Source organism: Kitasatospora sp. NPDC057965 (assembly GCF_042887135.1).
Taxonomy (GTDB): Bacteria; Actinomycetota; Actinomycetes; order Streptomycetales; family Streptomycetaceae; genus Kitasatospora.
In genome coordinates this window covers 368,093-383,192 of sequence record NZ_JBHVPZ010000004.1, presented here as the reverse complement: position 1 = coordinate 383,192, position 15,100 = coordinate 368,093, and the positions used below count along the sequence as shown (strand labels likewise).

Sequence of the window (15,100 nt, the reverse complement as noted above, 5' to 3'; positions counted from 1 at the left end):
TCAGGCCCGCTTCGGGCGGGTGACCGCGACCAGCTCGCTGCCGTCCTCGGAGAGCCGCAGCTCGGTGCGCAGCTCGGCCAGCTCGCCCAGGTGGTGCAGGTGGGTGCCGCCGCAGAAGATCCGCGCCGCGCCCTCGGGCAGCTCGCAGTGCCACTCGCGGCGGGCGGTCAGCTCCGGGCCGGGGACGTCGATGCGCACCGGGGCGTCGGCGGCGACCCAGGAGGCCAGCCGGCGGTTGACGGCCTCGGTGAGCTCGGGGAGGGCGTCGGCGAGGGCCGGGAGCTCCTCGGTGGCCTCGGCGGTGAAGCCCTTCTTGCGCAGCGACTTGCCGAGCCGGTAGGTGTCGGTGCTCGCCTCGGTGTCCATCACCGAGGTCGCCATCGCGAGGCTGTCGAAGTCCGGGTGGCCGAAGGCGTCGGCGCGGCCCGGGTCCTTGCGCCAGCGCGGCGCGAGCGCCTCGTTGAGGGCGAGGGCGAGCAGGTGGCAGCCGCTGTGCGAGGCGCTGAGCGCGCCGCGGCGGGAGGCGTCGACGGCGAGCACGGCGGTGCGGCCGACGAGGTCGCCCGGGTCGGCCGCGAGGACGTGCAGGACCAGCCAGGACCACTCCTCGTCGCCACGCCGGACCGGGATGCCGGCGCCGACCAGCGGCGCGCCGCCGTCCGGGCCCACCGCGCCGGTGAGGCAGTCGACGACGGCCAGTTCGACGCCGTCCACGGTGAGGGTGCCGAGGTCGGCGGGCTGGTCGGGCCAGGTGTGGTCGAGCGGGTGGAACGGGGTCGCCCCGGTGACCACGGCGTAGCGGCCGTCGTCCAGCGGGTGCACCGCGAGCACCGTCGACTCGCCGGTCACCGCCCCGGACGGGAAGCTGACGTGGGTGGTGGGGAGGGTCATGCCGGGCTCCGTGCGGGTGAGGGTCGGGTGAGGGTGGGGAGAGGGTGGGAAGAGGGCGGGAAGGAACGTGGTCGGGAAAAACGCGACGGGCCCCGCGAGGCGAGGCCCGTCGTCCATTGTCGCCGAGGGTCCCCGTCGGCGCGGGGACGCCCCCGGTCAGCCCAGGGTCGGCAGCTTGATCAGCACCAGCAGGGCCAGCAGCTGCAGCGCGGCCGCGCCGGCCGCCTTGCCCCAGGGCAGGTCGTGCACCCGGCGGACCATCAGGGCCAGCAGGTAGCCGCAGAGCAGCCAGGTGGCCCAGCCGACGGCCTGGACGAGCAGGTTGTCGGCGGGCAGGACCAGCGCCAGCAGCAGCCGGGGCGCGTCGGTGACCCAGCCGATCAGCACGGCGAGGCCGACGGTGGACTGCCACGGGCCGTCGCCGCCGAACTGCCGGGCCAGCCCGTACGTCACCGCGCCGAGCATCGCGCCGGCCAGGGTGAAGCCGATCGCGGCGGCGAGCATCGCGGTGAGCGCCACGGTGAAGGTCGAGTTGACCACGTCGTCGCGGGTCAGGCCGATGCCGAGCACGGCGAGGGCGCCGTACAGCAGGGAGACGGTGACGGCGGGGAGCCAGACCTGGTGGTCGCGGGTGCGGTCGAAGATCGCGGTGGGGGTGCGGAACAGTCCGGTCAGCAGCTCGCGCCAGGTCGGCCGGGGGCCGACGGCCTGCGGCGCGGACTGGCCGCCGGCACGGTAGACGGCGACGTTGTCCTGGCCGTAGGGCTCCTGGTACTGCTCCTGGTACGGCTGCTCCTGCTGACCGTACGGCGGCCGGCCGTAGGAGGACGGCTCGCCCGCGTACGGGTCGGCGCCGACCGGGAAGGCCCGGGTGTGGCCCGGGTTGTCGGCCGCGTACCGGTCCGCGTGCGGGGCCTGGTGCGGAGCCGGGTGCGGAGCCTGCGGGGCGCGCGGCCCGTACGGGTCGTAGCCGCCGTAGGGGTCCTGGTGCGGCCCCTGCTGCGGGCCGGTGAAGTACTCCGGCCCGTCCGTCGGCCCGTACCCCCCGGGCGCCGCCTGCTGCTGCGGGGGCCCCGACCACCCGCCATGGGGGTCGGCGCCCTGACCGCTGTCGTATCGATTGCCAGCCACGTTCCGAAGGTACCCGCCGGGCGGGCGCCGTGGCGGACGGGCACCGGACCGGGGCCGGTTTGCAGCGAGCCTGTTACCGCCGGCCCACCTGCCCGCCGCCCGTCCCCGGGCTCAGCCCCGGACGCCGACCTTCGGCCCGTGCACCGCCGCCGCGGCGCTGGTCCCGGCCGGGCACCCGCCCGGGCCGGCCGAGGTGCGCACGGCGCCGACCGGCAGCAGCGTGCCGCAGGCGATCCGCACACCGTTCGGCAGCTCGTTGTCCGACTCGACGATCGCGCCGTCGCCGATCACCGCGCCGTCCAGCGCGGTGCGGTCGCCGATGGTCGCGAAGGCGCCCACGATCGAGTCCTTGACCAGGGTGTCCGGCCCGATGACGGCGCCGGGCAGGATCACGCTGCCCTCGACGATCGCGCCGGCCTCGACCACCGCGCCCTCGGCGACCACCGTGCCGCCGCTGAGCACCGCGCCGTCCCGCACGGTCGAGCCGGGCAGCAGCAGGGCGTCGCCGGTCGGGCCGGGGACGGCGGGCGAGTCGACCTTGCCGAGCACCAGGTCGGCCGAGCCGCGCACGAAGGCGGCCGGGGTGCCGAGGTCGAGCCAGTACGAGGTGTCGACGACGCCGCGCAGCAGCGCGCCGGTGGCCAGTAGCTCCGGGAAGGTCTCGCGCTCGACGGAGACCTCGCGGCCGGTCGGGATGCGGTCGATGACCGAGCGGGTGAAGACGTAGCAGCCGGCGTTGATCTGGTCGGTGACGATCTGCTCCGGCGTCTCCGGCTTCTCCAGGAACTCCAGCACCCGCCCGTTCGCGTCGGTGGGCACGAGCCCGAAGGCGCGCGGGTCCTCGACCCGGGTGAGGTGCAGGGTGACGTCGGCCCCGGCGGCCACGTGGCCGTCGCGCAGGGCGGCGATGTCCACGCCGGAGAGGATGTCGCCGTTGAACACCAGGACCGGCTCGTCGGGGCCGCAGGTGAGCCCGGTGGCCGCGTTGCGGATGGCGCCGCCGGTGCCGAGCGGCTCGCGCTCGGTCAGGTAGACCAGCTCGATGCCGTAGGGCGTGCCGTCCTGGAAGTGGTCCTCGAAGACCTCGGCGAGGTAGGAGGTGGCGAGCACCACGCGGGTGACCCCGGCCGCCGCCGCGCGGGCCAGCTGGTGCGCGATGAAGGGGACGCCCGCCACGGGCAGCATGGGCTTGGGGGTGTGGGTGGTCAGCGGACGCAGTCGCGTGCCCTTACCACCGACCAGCATGATCGCCTCGGTCATGGTCTGCGCTGTTCCCCTTGTGCTCTCTGCGGCCCGGCCCGGCGGGCCGATACCTCCGTCGGTCTGCTGTACGCCGTCCCGGGGGCCGGAACGGATCGACCGGCTCGCGGCCGGTCCGGCGCCTACTGTATTTCCTCCCTACCGCGGGGCCGCCCGGCGGCCCGGCGCCCGGCGGCCGGTCCGGTGACCGCGGCGCGGCCCGCGGGACCCGAAAAGCCCGGCCCGGGCGGGCGCCGGTGGGCACCCCCCGGGCCGGGCGGTTGTTGCAGAACTGTCGAAGAACCGGGCCGGTTCACGACCGTGTCGGGCCGGCCGGACCCTCGCCGGGCACGCCGGCCGGAACCCCTCCGGACGCGCCCGACCGCGCCTCAGGCACCGACGGTCTGCGGCTCCTCCGTCTCGGCCGGCGGGGTCGCCTTGACCGAGTCGAGCAGCAGCTGGGCGACGTCGACGACCTTCAGGTGCTCCTTGGCCGCGCCCTCGTTCTTCTTGCCGTTGACCGAGTCGGAGAGCATGACGAGGCAGAACGGGCAGGCCGTGGAGACGATGTCCGGGTTCAGGGACAGCGCCTCGTCGACGCGCTCGGTGTTGATCCGCTTGCCGATCCGCTCCTCCATCCACATCCGCGCGCCGCCGGCGCCGCAGCAGAAGCCGCGCTCCTTGTGGCGGTGCATCTCCTGCTGGCGGAGCCCCGGGACCTTGTCCATGATCTCGCGCGGCGGGCTGTAGACCTTGTTGTGGCGGCCCAGGTAGCAGGGGTCGTGGTAGGTGATGAGGCCCTCGACCGGGTTGACCGGCACGAGCTTGCCCTCGTCGATGAGGTGCTGCAGCAGCTGGGTGTGGTGGATGACCTCGAAGTGGCCGCCCAGCTGCGGGTACTCGTTGGCGATGGTGTTGAAGCAGTGCGGGCAGGTCGCCACGATCCGCTTGACCGGGGCGTCCTCCAGGGCCGCGTTCAGGGTCTCGACGTTCTGCGCGCCGAGCATCTGGAAGAGGAACTCGTTGCCCAGCCGGCGGGCGGAGTCACCGGTGCAGGACTCCTCCTTGCCGAGGATCGCGAACTTCACGCCGGCGGTGTGCAGCAGTTCGGCGAAGGCCTTGGTGGTCTTCTTCGCGCGGTCCTCCAGGGCGCCGGCGCAGCCCACCCAGTACAGGTACTCGACCTCGGCGGGGTCGATGTCCTCGCCGATCACCGGCACCTCGATGCCGGTCTCCTTCTTGAGCTCCTTGACCCAGTCCAGGCGGGCCTTGGTGGCCATGCCCCAGGGGTTGCCCTTGTTCTCCAGGTTCTTGAGCATGGTGCCGGCCTCGGTGGGGAACGAGGACTCGATCATCACCTGGTAGCGGCGCATGTCGACGATGTGGTCGATGTGCTCGATGTCGACCGGGCACTGCTCGACGCAGGCGCCGCAGGTGGTGCAGGACCACAGCACGTCGGGGTCGATGACGCCGTTCTCCTCGGCGGTGCCGATCAGCGGGCGCTCGGCCTCGGCCAGGGCGGCCGCGGGGACGTCCGCGAGCTGCTCGGCGGTGGCCCGCTCGGTGCCCTCCATGTCCTTGCCGCCGCCGGCGAGCAGGTAGGGGGCCTTGCCGAAGGCGTGCTCGCGCAGGCTCATGATCAGCAGCTTCGGGGAGAGCGGCTTGCCGGTGTTCCAGGCCGGGCACTGCGACTGGCAGCGTCCGCACTCGGTGCAGGTGGAGAAGTCGAGGATGCCCTTCCAGGAGAAGTGCTCGACCTGGGAGACGCCGAAGACGGCGTCGTCGGCCGGGTCCTCGAAGTCGATCGGCTTGCCGCCGCTGGTCATCGGGCGCAGTTCGCCGAGCGCGGTGGAGCCGTCCTCCTCGCGCTTGAAGTAGATGTTGAAGAAGCCCAGGAAGCGGTGCCAGGCCACGCCCATCGAGGGGTTGAGGCCGATGGTGATCGCCCAGGCGAAGGAGATGCAGATCTTCAGCATCGCGAAGACGTAGACCAGGTTCTCCAGGGTGCCGTGGGACAGCCCGCGGAAGGCCGCCACCAGCGGGTAGGAGATCAGGTACTTGGCCTCGTAGGAGCCGACGTTCTCCAGCGCGCCCTCCAGGCCGCGCAGGATCATGATGCACAGGCCGATGCCGAGGATCGTGTACTCGACGTAGAAGGCCTGCCAGGCGATCGAGCCGGCGAAGCGGGACTTGCGGCCCGCCCGGCCGGGCAGGCTCATCAGGCGGATCACGATCAGCGTCGCGATGCCCAGCGTGGTGAAGGTGCCGACCAGTTCGGTGAACAGCTCGTACGGGAGCCAGCCGCCGAGCACCGGCAGCACGAACTCGGCGTCGAACAGCTGGAAGAACGCGGTCAGCAGGGTCAGGCCCAGGGTGAGGAAGCCGACCGCGACGAACCAGTGGGCGACGCCGACGATCCCCCAGCGGTTCATCCTGGTGTGGCCGACGAACTCCACGGCCACGGTCTTCACCCGCTGCGCGGGCTGCCCGAAGCGGGTGGGGTCCGGCTGACCGGTCCGCACCACCCGGTAGATGTACAGCGCCGCACGAGCGGCGAGCGCGGTGCCGACCACGAATGTGACCAGCGAGATGACGATCGCTGCTAGCTGCATCGGCTCTCCGTCTCCTGCGGCTTGCGTGTTACTGGTGTGCAGTCTCTCCGAGGGGATTGTACTCGTCGGTAACTTCCAGCACCGACGGGCCGGACATTACCGTTCGCGAACACTTCTCCTGAAGATGCCCAAGGTATGGCGGCAGTCACGCGGGCGCACAGCCGACGCGGCCCGCCACCGCGCTCCGGGCGAACCGCTCAGCAAAGTTGAGCGCCATGGACTCATCCCTGTTGACGCCCTCGCCATCGTCATGCATTCTTGAGCCCGTAAAGCTCAACTCTTCCGTGGAGGTATCTACGATGGCACGCGCGGTCGGCATCGACCTCGGTACGACGAACTCGGTCGTCAGCGTTCTGGAGGGTGGCGAGCCCACCGTCATCACGAACGCCGAGGGTGCGCGGACCACGCCGTCCGTCGTCGCCTTCGCGAAGAACGGCGAGGTGCTCGTCGGCGAGGTGGCCAAGCGCCAGGCGGTCACCAACGTCGACCGCACCATCCGCTCGGTCAAGCGCCACATGGGCACCAGCTGGAAGATCGGGCTGGACGGCAAGGACTTCAACCCCCAGCAGATCAGCGCCTTCATCCTGCAGAAGCTGAAGCGCGACGCCGAGGCCTACCTGGGCGAGACCGTCACCGACGCCGTCATCACCGTCCCGGCGTACTTCTCCGACTCGGAGCGCCAGGCCACCAAGGAGGCCGGTGAGATCGCGGGCCTCAACGTCCTGCGCATCGTCAACGAGCCGACCGCGGCCGCCCTGGCCTACGGCCTGGACAAGGACGACCAGACCATCCTGGTCTTCGACCTCGGCGGCGGCACCTTCGACGTCTCCCTGCTGGAGATCGGCGACGGGGTCGTCGAGGTGAAGGCCACCAACGGTGACAACCACCTCGGCGGCGACGACTGGGACCAGAAGATCGTCGACCACCTGGTCAAGGTCTTCCAGGCGGGCCACGGCGTGGACCTGTCCAAGGACAAGATGGCCCTGCAGCGTCTGCGCGAGGCCGCCGAGAAGGCCAAGATCGAGCTGTCCTCGTCCTCCGAGACCTCGATCAACCTGCCCTACATCACGGCCTCCGCCGAGGGCCCGCTGCACCTGGACGAGAAGCTCACCCGGGCCCAGTTCCAGCAGCTGAGCTCCGACCTGCTGGAGCGCTGCAAGATCCCGTTCAACAACGTGATCAAGGACGCCGGCATCTCGCTCTCCGAGATCGACCACGTCGTCCTCGTCGGCGGCTCCACCCGCATGCCGGCCGTCGCCGACCTGGTCCGCGAGCTGACCGGCGGCAAGGAGGCCAACAAGGGCGTCAACCCGGACGAGGTCGTCGCCATCGGCGCCTCGCTCCAGGCCGGTGTCCTCAAGGGCGAGGTCAAGGACGTCCTGCTGCTCGACGTCACCCCGCTGTCCCTCGGCATCGAGACCAAGGGCGGCATCATGACCAAGCTGATCGAGCGCAACACCACGATCCCGACCAAGCGCTCGGAGATCTTCACCACGGCCGAGGACAACCAGCCGTCCGTGCAGATCCAGGTCTACCAGGGCGAGCGCGAGATCGCCGCGTACAACAAGAAGCTCGGCATGTTCGAGCTGACCGGTCTGCCGCCGGCCCCGCGCGGCCTGCCCCAGATCGAGGTCACCTTCGACATCGACGCCAACGGCATCATGCACGTCGGTGCCAAGGACCTCGGCACCGGCAAGGAGCAGAAGATGACCGTCACCGGCGGCTCCGCGCTGCCGAAGGACGACATCGAGCGCATGATGCGCGAGGCCGAGCAGTACGCGGAGGAGGACCACAAGCGCCGCGAGGCCGTGGAGACCCGCAACCAGGCCGAGCAGCTCGTCTACTCCACCGAGAAGTTCATCGCCGACAACGCCGACAAGCTGCCGGCGGACGTCAAGACCGAGGTCGAGACCGCCATCGGCGAGCTCAAGGAGGCCCTGAAGGGCGAGGACATCGCGAAGATCCGCGAGGCCTCGGAGAAGGTCTCCACCACCGCCCAGAAGCTCGGCCAGGCGCTGTACGCCAACGCCGACGCCGCCGGTGCGGCCGGTGCGGGCGCGGGTGCGGCCGGTGACGCCGGTGCCAAGGACGACGACGTCGTCGACGCCGAGATCGTGGACGACGAGAAGCCCAAGGGCGGTGCGGCATGACGGAGAAGCCGCAGGGTGCCGAGCCCGGCGACGACTCCGCCGCCGAGGAGGCCGTGATCAAGGCGGCTGAGGAGGCCGCCGCGGCCGGGGCCGAGGGCTCCGCCGCCTCCGGCACGGAGGAGGCCGCCTCGGCCAAGCGCGAGCTGGCCGAGCGCACCGCCGACCTCCAGCGCCTCCAGGCCGAGTACCAGAACTACCGCAAGCGGGTCGAGCGCGACCGGCTGACGGTCCGCGAGATCGCCGTCTCCAACATCCTGGAGTCGCTGATCCCGGTGCTGGACGACATCGGCCGCGCCCGCGACCACGGCGAGGTGACGGGCGGCTTCAAGTCCGTCGCGGAGTCGCTGGAGACGGTCGTCGCCAAGCTGGGCCTGCAGCAGTTCGGCAAGGAGGGCGAGCCCTTCGACCCGACCATGCACGAGGCGCTGATGCACAGCTACTCCTCGGACGTCACCGAGGACACCTGCGTCCAGATCCTCCAGCCCGGCTACCGGATCGGCGAGCGGATCATCCGCCCGGCGATGGTCGCGGTCGCGGAGCCCCAGCCGGGCACCCAGACCACGTCCGGTCCGGACTCCGACACCGCCAAGGGCGGGGAGAAGAAGGACCAGGCCGACGGTGGCTCGGACAGCTGACCAGCGGTGACAGCTGAAAACCCCTGCGCTGCGGAGTCGTACGCCGGCCAGTACGGCGGCCGGCTCCGCAGCGCGCTGTCGATGGGCCCGGGCACGGAACGCCGTGCCCGGACCGTTGACAGCACTGTGACGATGGACCTCGGGAGGTGGCGCCGGCCATGAGCGGCAAGGACTACGTGGAGAAGGACTACTACAAGGTCCTCGGCGTGCCCAAGGACGCCAGCGCCACGGAGATCAAGAAGACCTACCGCAAGCTGGCGCGCGAGTTCCACCCCGACGCCAACAAGGGCGACACCAAGGCCGAGGAGCGGTTCAAGGACATCTCCGAGGCGTACGACGTCCTCTCCGACGAGAAGCGCCGCAAGGAGTACGACGAGGCCCGCAGCCTCTTCGCCAACGGCGGCTTCCGCCCCGGCGGCCCCGGGGGCACCGGCAGCTACAGCTTCGACTTCGGCGACCTCTTCAGCGGCACCCAGGGCGGCAACACCGGCGGCCTCGGGGACGTCTTCGGCGGCCTGTTCAACCGCGGCGGCCGGCAGGCCCAGCCGCGGCGCGGCGCCGACGTCGAGACCGAGGTGACGCTCTCCTTCGAGGAGGCCGTCGACGGTGCCACCGTCCCGCTGCGGATGACCAGTCAGGCCCCCTGCCGGCTGTGCAACGGCACCGGCGCCAAGTCCGGCACCACCCCGCGGGTCTGTCCGACCTGCGTCGGCTCCGGCACCGTCAGCCGCGGCCAGGGCGCCTTCGCGCTCTCCGAGCCCTGCCGGGACTGCCGCGGCCGCGGCATGATCGTCGACGACCCGTGCCCGGACTGCCACGGCAGCGGCCGCGCCAGCTCCGCCCGCACCATGCAGGTCCGGATCCCGGCCGGCGTCCAGGACGCCCAGCGGATCCGGCTCAAGGGCAAGGGCGCCCAGGGCGAGCGCGGCGGCCAGCCCGGCGACCTGTACGTCAGCGTCCACGTCGACTCCCACCCCGTCTTCGGACGCAAGGGCGACAACCTGACGGTGACCGTCCCGGTCAGCTTCCCCGAGGCCGCCCTCGGCGGCACCATCGAGGTGCCGACCCTGAACGGCCCGTCGGTGAAGCTCAAGCTGCCGCCGGGCAGCGCCAACGGCCTCACCCTGCGGGCCCGCGGCAAGGGCGCCACCCGCAAGGACGGCACCCGCGGCGACCTCCTGGTCACCGTGGAGGTCGTGGTGCCCCAGAGCGTCACCGGCGATGCGCTGACCGCCCTGGAGCAGTACCGCGAGGCGACCGCCTCCGACGACCCACGAGCCGCTCTCTTCCGGGCGGCGGAGGGAGCGTGACGACCAGATGACCCCCGACGACCCCATCGGCCCCGGCCTGGGCGAGGGCCTGCCCGGTGGCGGCGGCGCCCGCCGCACCACCCGCCGGACCGCCCCGCAGCCCCAGTACGTGCTGACCGAGGACACCCCGGTCTACGTGATCTCGGTGGCCGCCGAGCTCTCCGGCCTGCACCCGCAGACGCTCCGTCAGTACGACCGGCTCGGCCTGGTCTGTCCCGACCGCACCGCCGGGCGCGGGCGCCGCTACTCCGCGCGCGACATCCAGCAGCTGCGCGAGGTCCAGCGGCTCTCCCAGGACGAGGGCATCAATCTGGCCGGCATCAAGCGGATCATCGAACTGGAGAACCAGGTCACCGCGCTCCAGTCCCGGATAACCGAGCTGGTCGACTCCCTGGAGGGCGCCGCCACCGCGCTCCAGCAGCGCGAGGCCACCATCCACGCCTCCTACCGCCGCGACCTCGTCCCCTACCAGCCGCCCACCCCGCACTCCAGCGCCCTCGTCGTCTGGCGTCCCAAGCGCTGACGGCCCCTGTCGCCACCGCGCACCGCCGCCGGTTTCCCCCTGGCCGGGGGGTGCCGGCGGCACGGCGTTGGTGAGAGAGTGTTGAGGACCTGGACCGAACCGCCGGTCAACGGATCCCGGCCGCCGCGACACGCCGTACCTCTAGGATCGCCGATGAGGCGGCGTGGCCCGTGCCCCTGTTGACCGCTTCCGCCGGTCGATGACAAGGAGACGAGAATGAACGGTCGGGAGCAGAGCGGCGCCGCGGCCGGAGCGCCGCGGATTCTCTCGACCGATGCCCGGGAACTCTATTTGGCCGTCCTCCGCAAGGACGGCAGAATTGCCCGGAAAGGAAACGACCCGGACGAATCACAGGTGTTCGACGAACTCCTGTCGATCGGTCTCCTGGTTCCGGATCTGGACGAACCGCGCATGCTGATCGCGGCCGATCCGGCCCAGCTGTCCGCCAGTCTGAGCCTCACCTGGCAGCGGCAGGCCCTGGAACATTTGTCCCGCGCCGTCTCGCTTCCGACCGAACTGGCCGAACTGGCCGAGGAATTCCACTCGCCGGGCCAGAGCGGCGGGCAGATCGAGTACGTCCGGGGCAAGGCCCTCATCAACCAGCGGGTGCGGCAGTCCACGGCCGGCGGGCTGGAGGAGGCGCTGGCGATGCAACCCGGCGGCCCGCGACCACCGGACGTCCTGGCCGCGAACCTGGAGAGCGACCTGGAGGTCCTGCGGCGCGGCGCGACGATGCGGACGATCTATCACGCCAGCACGCGGTACCACCAGCCCACCCGCGACTACGTCACCACGCTGGCCGCCGCCGGGTGGCAGTTCAGAACGCTCGACGAGCCCTACACCCGGCTCATCATCATCGACCGGCGCATCGCCGTCATCCCGGTCGATGATGACATGAGCCTGGCTGCCTTCATACACGACCAATCAGTCATCGAATACCTGGCCGAGGAAGTGTTCGAGCGGAACTGGGGCCGCGCACTCGAATTCGACGGCCACCCGGCAGTACCGCGCCAAGTGGTATCGAGGCTACGGCAGACCATCATCGAACTGCTGCTCTCGGGAACGAATCACCGAGTCATCGCGCGCCGCCTGGGGATCAGCGAGAGAACGCTCGCCCGGCACATCGCCGAAATGCGCGAGGACTACAACGTGGATTCCCTGTTCCAGCTCGGCTACGTTCTCGGACGGGCCGCCAACGAGGACGACCCCCACGCGTAGCGCGTCCACCGCTCCCGGCCGCGCGTCCACGCGCCGGCACCGGAACCGCGGGCGGCTCAGGTCCAGTTGATGTCGGCGTCGGTGAGGGCCGCGACATGCTCGCTCCGCCCGGTCTCGGCGGACTGCCCCTGCGGCACGCCGGCCCAGGCGATCACCAGGGCCGCCACACCCATGACGAGCGGAAGCAGAACCTTCCGGCCGGATCGGCGCATACGAGACATACGCACATCACTTCCTCTGAATGGATCAGCCACCGGACATCTAGAACGAACGTCCACTCATGGTGCCGTACAACACGGCCCGGTGTCACCATGCTTCCGCCGCCCAGTGCGTCATCTCCCTGCCAGGCATCCAGATGACACCACGCAAACCTGGACGGGGCAGCGGTCACCGATGGACGATCAGTTCGCTCTCGATGGTCCATTGCAGGCTCGCCAAACTTGCCAATGTACCTTCAAATTCTCTGTTCAACCAACGATTCCCCAAGCCCTGTCAGCTGAGCAGCCCTCACCAACAGCATCTGCCGACACCAACCACCCCGGTCGGCCATTCCCCCGGAGTCGACATGACCGAGCCCTACCTGCGTCACCACGACAGCCAGGCCCATGAGGGCCGGCGTGCACGCGTGTTCCTGGCCGCGCCGCTGATGCGGCTGACCGGGCCCGCGGACAGTGTGGTGACCCTCGCCAGCCGGACGCGGCTGACGACCCTGCGCACCACCCTCCTCCGCAGTGGCGCCGCCGTGTACAGCGCCCACCACAGTGACGCCTGGACCGTCGCCGGGCGCGCCCCCGAGCCCCGTGTGCCGTCGGACTTCCGCGCGCTGCAGTCCGCGGACCTGGTCTTCGCCTACGTCGGCGCGCCGCTCTCCGCCGGCGTGAGCCTGGAGCTGGGCTGGGCGTCGGCGCTGCGCAAGCCGATCGTCCTGCTCGTCGACGAGGCCATCACCCACAACCCGCTGATCGCCACCATCGAGCAGGTCGCCCCCGTCCTGCCGCTGGTCTTCGACGACACCTGGTCCCAGGAGGCCCTCCACCACACCGTGGAGACCGCCCTCGACTGGGCCGGCATGGCGCTCTCCCTGCGCGAGGGCTTCTGGACCGCCCCCGGCGAGCAGTTCACCGTCCCCCGCCAGCAGCCCCCCGCCGTCGGCCCGTCCGGCTACTGGCCCACCGGCGCCGCCACCGGCTGACCGCGTTTCAGTCATCGCGGGCCCCCCGCATCTGCCAGCCGAGCTGGAACAGCGTCTCGGCGTCGTAGAGCTCCCGAAGCCGCGCGATGTGCCCGGCCACCGTCCGCTCGCTCAGCCCCAGCCGGGCGGCGATGGCCCGCTGGGTGAGGCCGCGGGCGAGGAGGCGGCCGATCCGGGCGGACGTCGGGTGCGGGGCGTCGGCGGACCGGTCGACCGGGCAGGCGCGGGCCCAGTCGCGCTCGAACAGGCGGACCAGGTACGCGACGGTGGCCGCGTTGTGCACGAAGACGGCGCCGGCCGCGTCGGCGGCGTCCGGTATGACGGCCACCGCGCGGTCGAACACCAGCATCCGCGGGTACGGCTCGTGCAGCACCCTGAACTGCGAGCCGTACCCGGCCATCAGCGCGGCGTGCTCGGCCACCGTGCGGTCGGCGAGGGCGACCGGCTGGTAGAGCGTGCGGATGGCGCCACCGCGGCGGAGCAGCGCGACGTCCTGGACGGACGCCATCCGCAGGCCCGCGATCGGGCGGTGGCCGGGCTGGGCGGCGAGCATCTCGTCACCGCAGTCGGAGATGAGTTCCGAGATCCGCTGCCGGATGTCGGCATTCCCCTCGACGCGGATGGACCCGGTGGTGGCGGGGGCCGGACGGTGGGCGGCGTCGTAGGCGGCGGTGAGCGGCGCAAGGGTGTCCGCAAGGCGGTCCGCGCGGAGTAGGAGACCGGTGGCCTCGCTGCACAGGTCGGCGGAGAGCCGGTCGCCGGCCGCGCGCGGGCTGGCGGCCGCATAGCCGTCGGCGGTGCGGACGAGCAGGCCCCGGGCGAGCAGCCCGGCCAGCGCCACCGGGTCGGCGGTGTCCGGCGGGCTGAGCCGGCCGCCGCCGGCGAGCGCCGCCAGGTAGAGGTCCTGCTCGGACGGCGTGGGCTCATCCGTCGTCACGGCCGCCCCGCATCAGCCAGCCGAGCTGGAAGAGGGTCTGGGCGCCGTAGCGGTCGCGCAGCCGGGAGATGTGGGCGGCCACGGTGCGTTCGCTCAGGCCCAGCCGGGTGGCGACGGCGCGCTGGGTGAGCCCGCGGGCGAGCAGGCGCCCGACCCGGTCGGGGGCTTTGTGGACGGGACCCTGGCTGAGGACGGCGGACCAGTCGGTGGCGTCGGCGCGCGCCCAGTCGCGTTCGAAGGCGTTGACGATGAACGCGATCGCGGCCGGGTCGGTGATGAACGCGGCCGTGGTGTGGTCGTCGTTGGCGGAGATGACCGCGACCGAGCGGTCGAAGATCATCAGCCGCTGGAAGGGCTCGTCCAGGATCCGGATCAGCGAGCCGCGCCGGGTGACCTCCTCGACGTAGGCCAGCGCGGGCGGTTCGGAGACCGCGACCGGCTGGTAGATGGTGCGCAGCGAGCAGCCGCGCTGGAGGAGCTGGACGTCCTGCTGGATGGCGATCTTGAGGGCGTCCGCCGGGCGCGGGCCGGGCTGGGCGGTGAGGACCTCGGTGCGGCAGTCGGAGACCAGCTGGGAGATCCGCTGCCGGATGTGGATGTGGCCCTCGATGTAGACGGCGCCGCCGGAGCGCTCGGGCGGGCGGGGCATCGCGTCGTAGGCGCGGGTGAGGGCGTCCAGGGCGCCGGGGAGGTTCTCGGCCCGGACCAGCAGCCGGGTGGCCTCGCTGCGCAGTTCCGCGCCGAGGCGGTCGCTGACCGAGCGGGGGCTGACGGCGGTGTAGCAGGCGTCCATCGGATTGAGCATCAGCAGGCCGACGGAGACGAGCCGGCGGACGGCGTCCTGGTCGGACTCGGGGACGTCGGCGATCCGGACGCGGCCGCCCTCGGCGAGGATCGCGAGGTAGAGCCGGCGGGCGGGCTCGTCGGGTTCGCCGACGGCCGCGGTGGCACCGGCCGAGCCGTCCGGGGCCGGTCCGCCCGGGAGGACCGTCGGGTCCGCCGTCGCCTCGAACGTCACGTCGAACGCTCCCTGCCGAATGCTCTCGGGGCTGGTGGTGCTCCGCGCGCGCCGCGCGCGGCGGTGATCACCGTACTGGTGGCCGGCGGCCCTCCGGACCCCGGGTGCCGTCGCACCCGGATCCGGGGGCCGCCGGTGTACGCCGCGGTCCCAGCGCTTCCGGCGAGGCGGAGCAGCAACGCCTCGCCGACTCCGGTCCCGGGGGCCATCACCACACATGGCGTCCCGGCCGGCGCTCTCCCCC

The 15,100-nt window shown here is 71.8% G+C and carries 12 protein-coding genes and 1 pseudogene; 6 read left to right on the top strand and 7 right to left on the bottom strand.

From position 1 onward, the window contains the following. From ACFVVU_RS07535 to ACFVVU_RS07520, 4 genes and pseudogenes are all read right to left on the bottom strand, one after another. A complete protein-coding gene (locus ACFVVU_RS07535) occupies positions 1–891 on the bottom strand; it encodes a metal-dependent hydrolase (protein ID WP_380689570.1) in 891 nt (296 codons plus the stop codon). A gap of 156 nt (positions 892–1,047) precedes the next feature. Continuing rightward, entirely contained in the window at positions 1,048–2,022 is a 975-nt protein-coding gene (locus ACFVVU_RS07530; protein WP_380689572.1) for a YIP1 family protein, read from the bottom strand. Between the two features lie 186 nt (positions 2,023–2,208). After that, a pseudogene (locus ACFVVU_RS07525) lies at positions 2,209–3,282 on the bottom strand (sugar phosphate nucleotidyltransferase); the annotation flags it as partial. Between the two features lie 368 nt (positions 3,283–3,650). Continuing rightward, positions 3,651–5,873 (bottom strand): (Fe-S)-binding protein, encoded by a 2,223-nt coding sequence (locus ACFVVU_RS07520; protein WP_380684801.1) that lies wholly within the window; start codon positions 5,871–5,873, stop codon positions 3,651–3,653. A gap of 299 nt (positions 5,874–6,172) precedes the next feature. Here ACFVVU_RS07520 and dnaK point away from each other — a divergent pair, with 299 nt between their 5' ends. The 5 genes from dnaK (at position 6,173) to ACFVVU_RS07495 (ending at position 11,709) form a co-directional block, all read left to right on the top strand. Further along, entirely contained in the window at positions 6,173–8,023 is a 1,851-nt protein-coding gene (gene dnaK, locus ACFVVU_RS07515; protein WP_380684800.1) for a molecular chaperone DnaK, read from the top strand. Next, entirely contained in the window at positions 8,020–8,658 is a 639-nt protein-coding gene (gene grpE, locus ACFVVU_RS07510; RefSeq protein WP_380684799.1) for a nucleotide exchange factor GrpE, read from the top strand. The genes dnaK and grpE overlap by 4 nt, the downstream gene beginning before the upstream one ends. 158 nt (positions 8,659–8,816) lie before the next feature. Beyond that, entirely contained in the window at positions 8,817–9,968 is a 1,152-nt protein-coding gene (dnaJ, locus tag ACFVVU_RS07505) for a molecular chaperone DnaJ (RefSeq protein ID WP_380684798.1), read from the top strand. A 7-nt stretch (positions 9,969–9,975) separates the two neighbouring features. Next, positions 9,976–10,491 carry a heat shock protein transcriptional repressor HspR gene (locus tag ACFVVU_RS07500; RefSeq protein WP_380684797.1) on the top strand — a complete coding sequence of 172 codons (516 nt, stop codon included), beginning with the start codon at positions 9,976–9,978 and terminating at the stop codon, positions 10,489–10,491. Positions 10,492–10,707: 216 nt separating this feature from the next. Continuing rightward, on the top strand, positions 10,708–11,709 hold the full coding sequence (locus ACFVVU_RS07495; RefSeq protein ID WP_380684796.1) for a LuxR family transcriptional regulator: 1,002 nt from the start codon (positions 10,708–10,710) through the stop codon (positions 11,707–11,709). Between the two features lie 56 nt (positions 11,710–11,765). Here the strand turns inward: ACFVVU_RS07495 and ACFVVU_RS07490 are convergent, their stop codons facing one another. After that, the gene (locus ACFVVU_RS07490; protein WP_387788677.1) at positions 11,766–11,936 is read right to left on the bottom strand and encodes a hypothetical protein; all 171 of its coding nucleotides are present in this window, start codon (positions 11,934–11,936) and stop codon (positions 11,766–11,768) included. Between the two features lie 338 nt (positions 11,937–12,274). On the opposite strand from ACFVVU_RS07490, the gene ACFVVU_RS07485 reads away from it, so the two are divergent. Further along, on the top strand, positions 12,275–12,901 hold the full coding sequence (locus ACFVVU_RS07485; RefSeq protein WP_344335757.1) for a hypothetical protein: 627 nt from the start codon (positions 12,275–12,277) through the stop codon (positions 12,899–12,901). Positions 12,902–12,908: 7 nt separating this feature from the next. On the opposite strand, the gene ACFVVU_RS07480 is transcribed toward ACFVVU_RS07485, so the two are convergent. Together ACFVVU_RS07480 and ACFVVU_RS07475 are read right to left on the bottom strand one after the other, a co-directional pair. Then, entirely contained in the window at positions 12,909–13,838 is a 930-nt protein-coding gene (locus ACFVVU_RS07480; protein WP_387788676.1) for a helix-turn-helix domain-containing protein, read from the bottom strand. Continuing rightward, entirely contained in the window at positions 13,825–14,856 is a 1,032-nt protein-coding gene (locus tag ACFVVU_RS07475) for a LuxR C-terminal-related transcriptional regulator (RefSeq protein WP_380684794.1), read from the bottom strand. Before ACFVVU_RS07475 ends, ACFVVU_RS07480 begins: the two co-directional genes overlap by 14 nt. Between the last annotated feature and the right edge of the window lie 244 nt (positions 14,857–15,100).

Excerpts from the sequence above, each read along its gene's own strand:
- ACFVVU_RS07535 (WP_380689570.1), bottom strand. The coding sequence starts at position 891 with ATGACCCTCCCCACCACCCACGTCAGCTTCCCGTCCGGGGCGGTGACC.
- ACFVVU_RS07520 (WP_380684801.1), bottom strand. The coding sequence starts at position 5,873 with ATGCAGCTAGCAGCGATCGTCATCTCGCTGGTCACATTCGTGGTCGGC.
- dnaK (WP_380684800.1), top strand. The coding sequence starts at position 6,173 with ATGGCACGCGCGGTCGGCATCGACCTCGGTACGACGAACTCGGTCGTC.
- grpE (WP_380684799.1), top strand. The coding sequence starts at position 8,020 with ATGACGGAGAAGCCGCAGGGTGCCGAGCCCGGCGACGACTCCGCCGCC.
- dnaJ (WP_380684798.1), top strand. The coding sequence starts at position 8,817 with ATGAGCGGCAAGGACTACGTGGAGAAGGACTACTACAAGGTCCTCGGC.
- ACFVVU_RS07500 (WP_380684797.1), top strand. The coding sequence starts at position 9,976 with ATGACCCCCGACGACCCCATCGGCCCCGGCCTGGGCGAGGGCCTGCCC.
- ACFVVU_RS07495 (WP_380684796.1), top strand. The coding sequence starts at position 10,708 with ATGAACGGTCGGGAGCAGAGCGGCGCCGCGGCCGGAGCGCCGCGGATT.
- ACFVVU_RS07485 (WP_344335757.1), top strand. The coding sequence starts at position 12,275 with ATGACCGAGCCCTACCTGCGTCACCACGACAGCCAGGCCCATGAGGGC.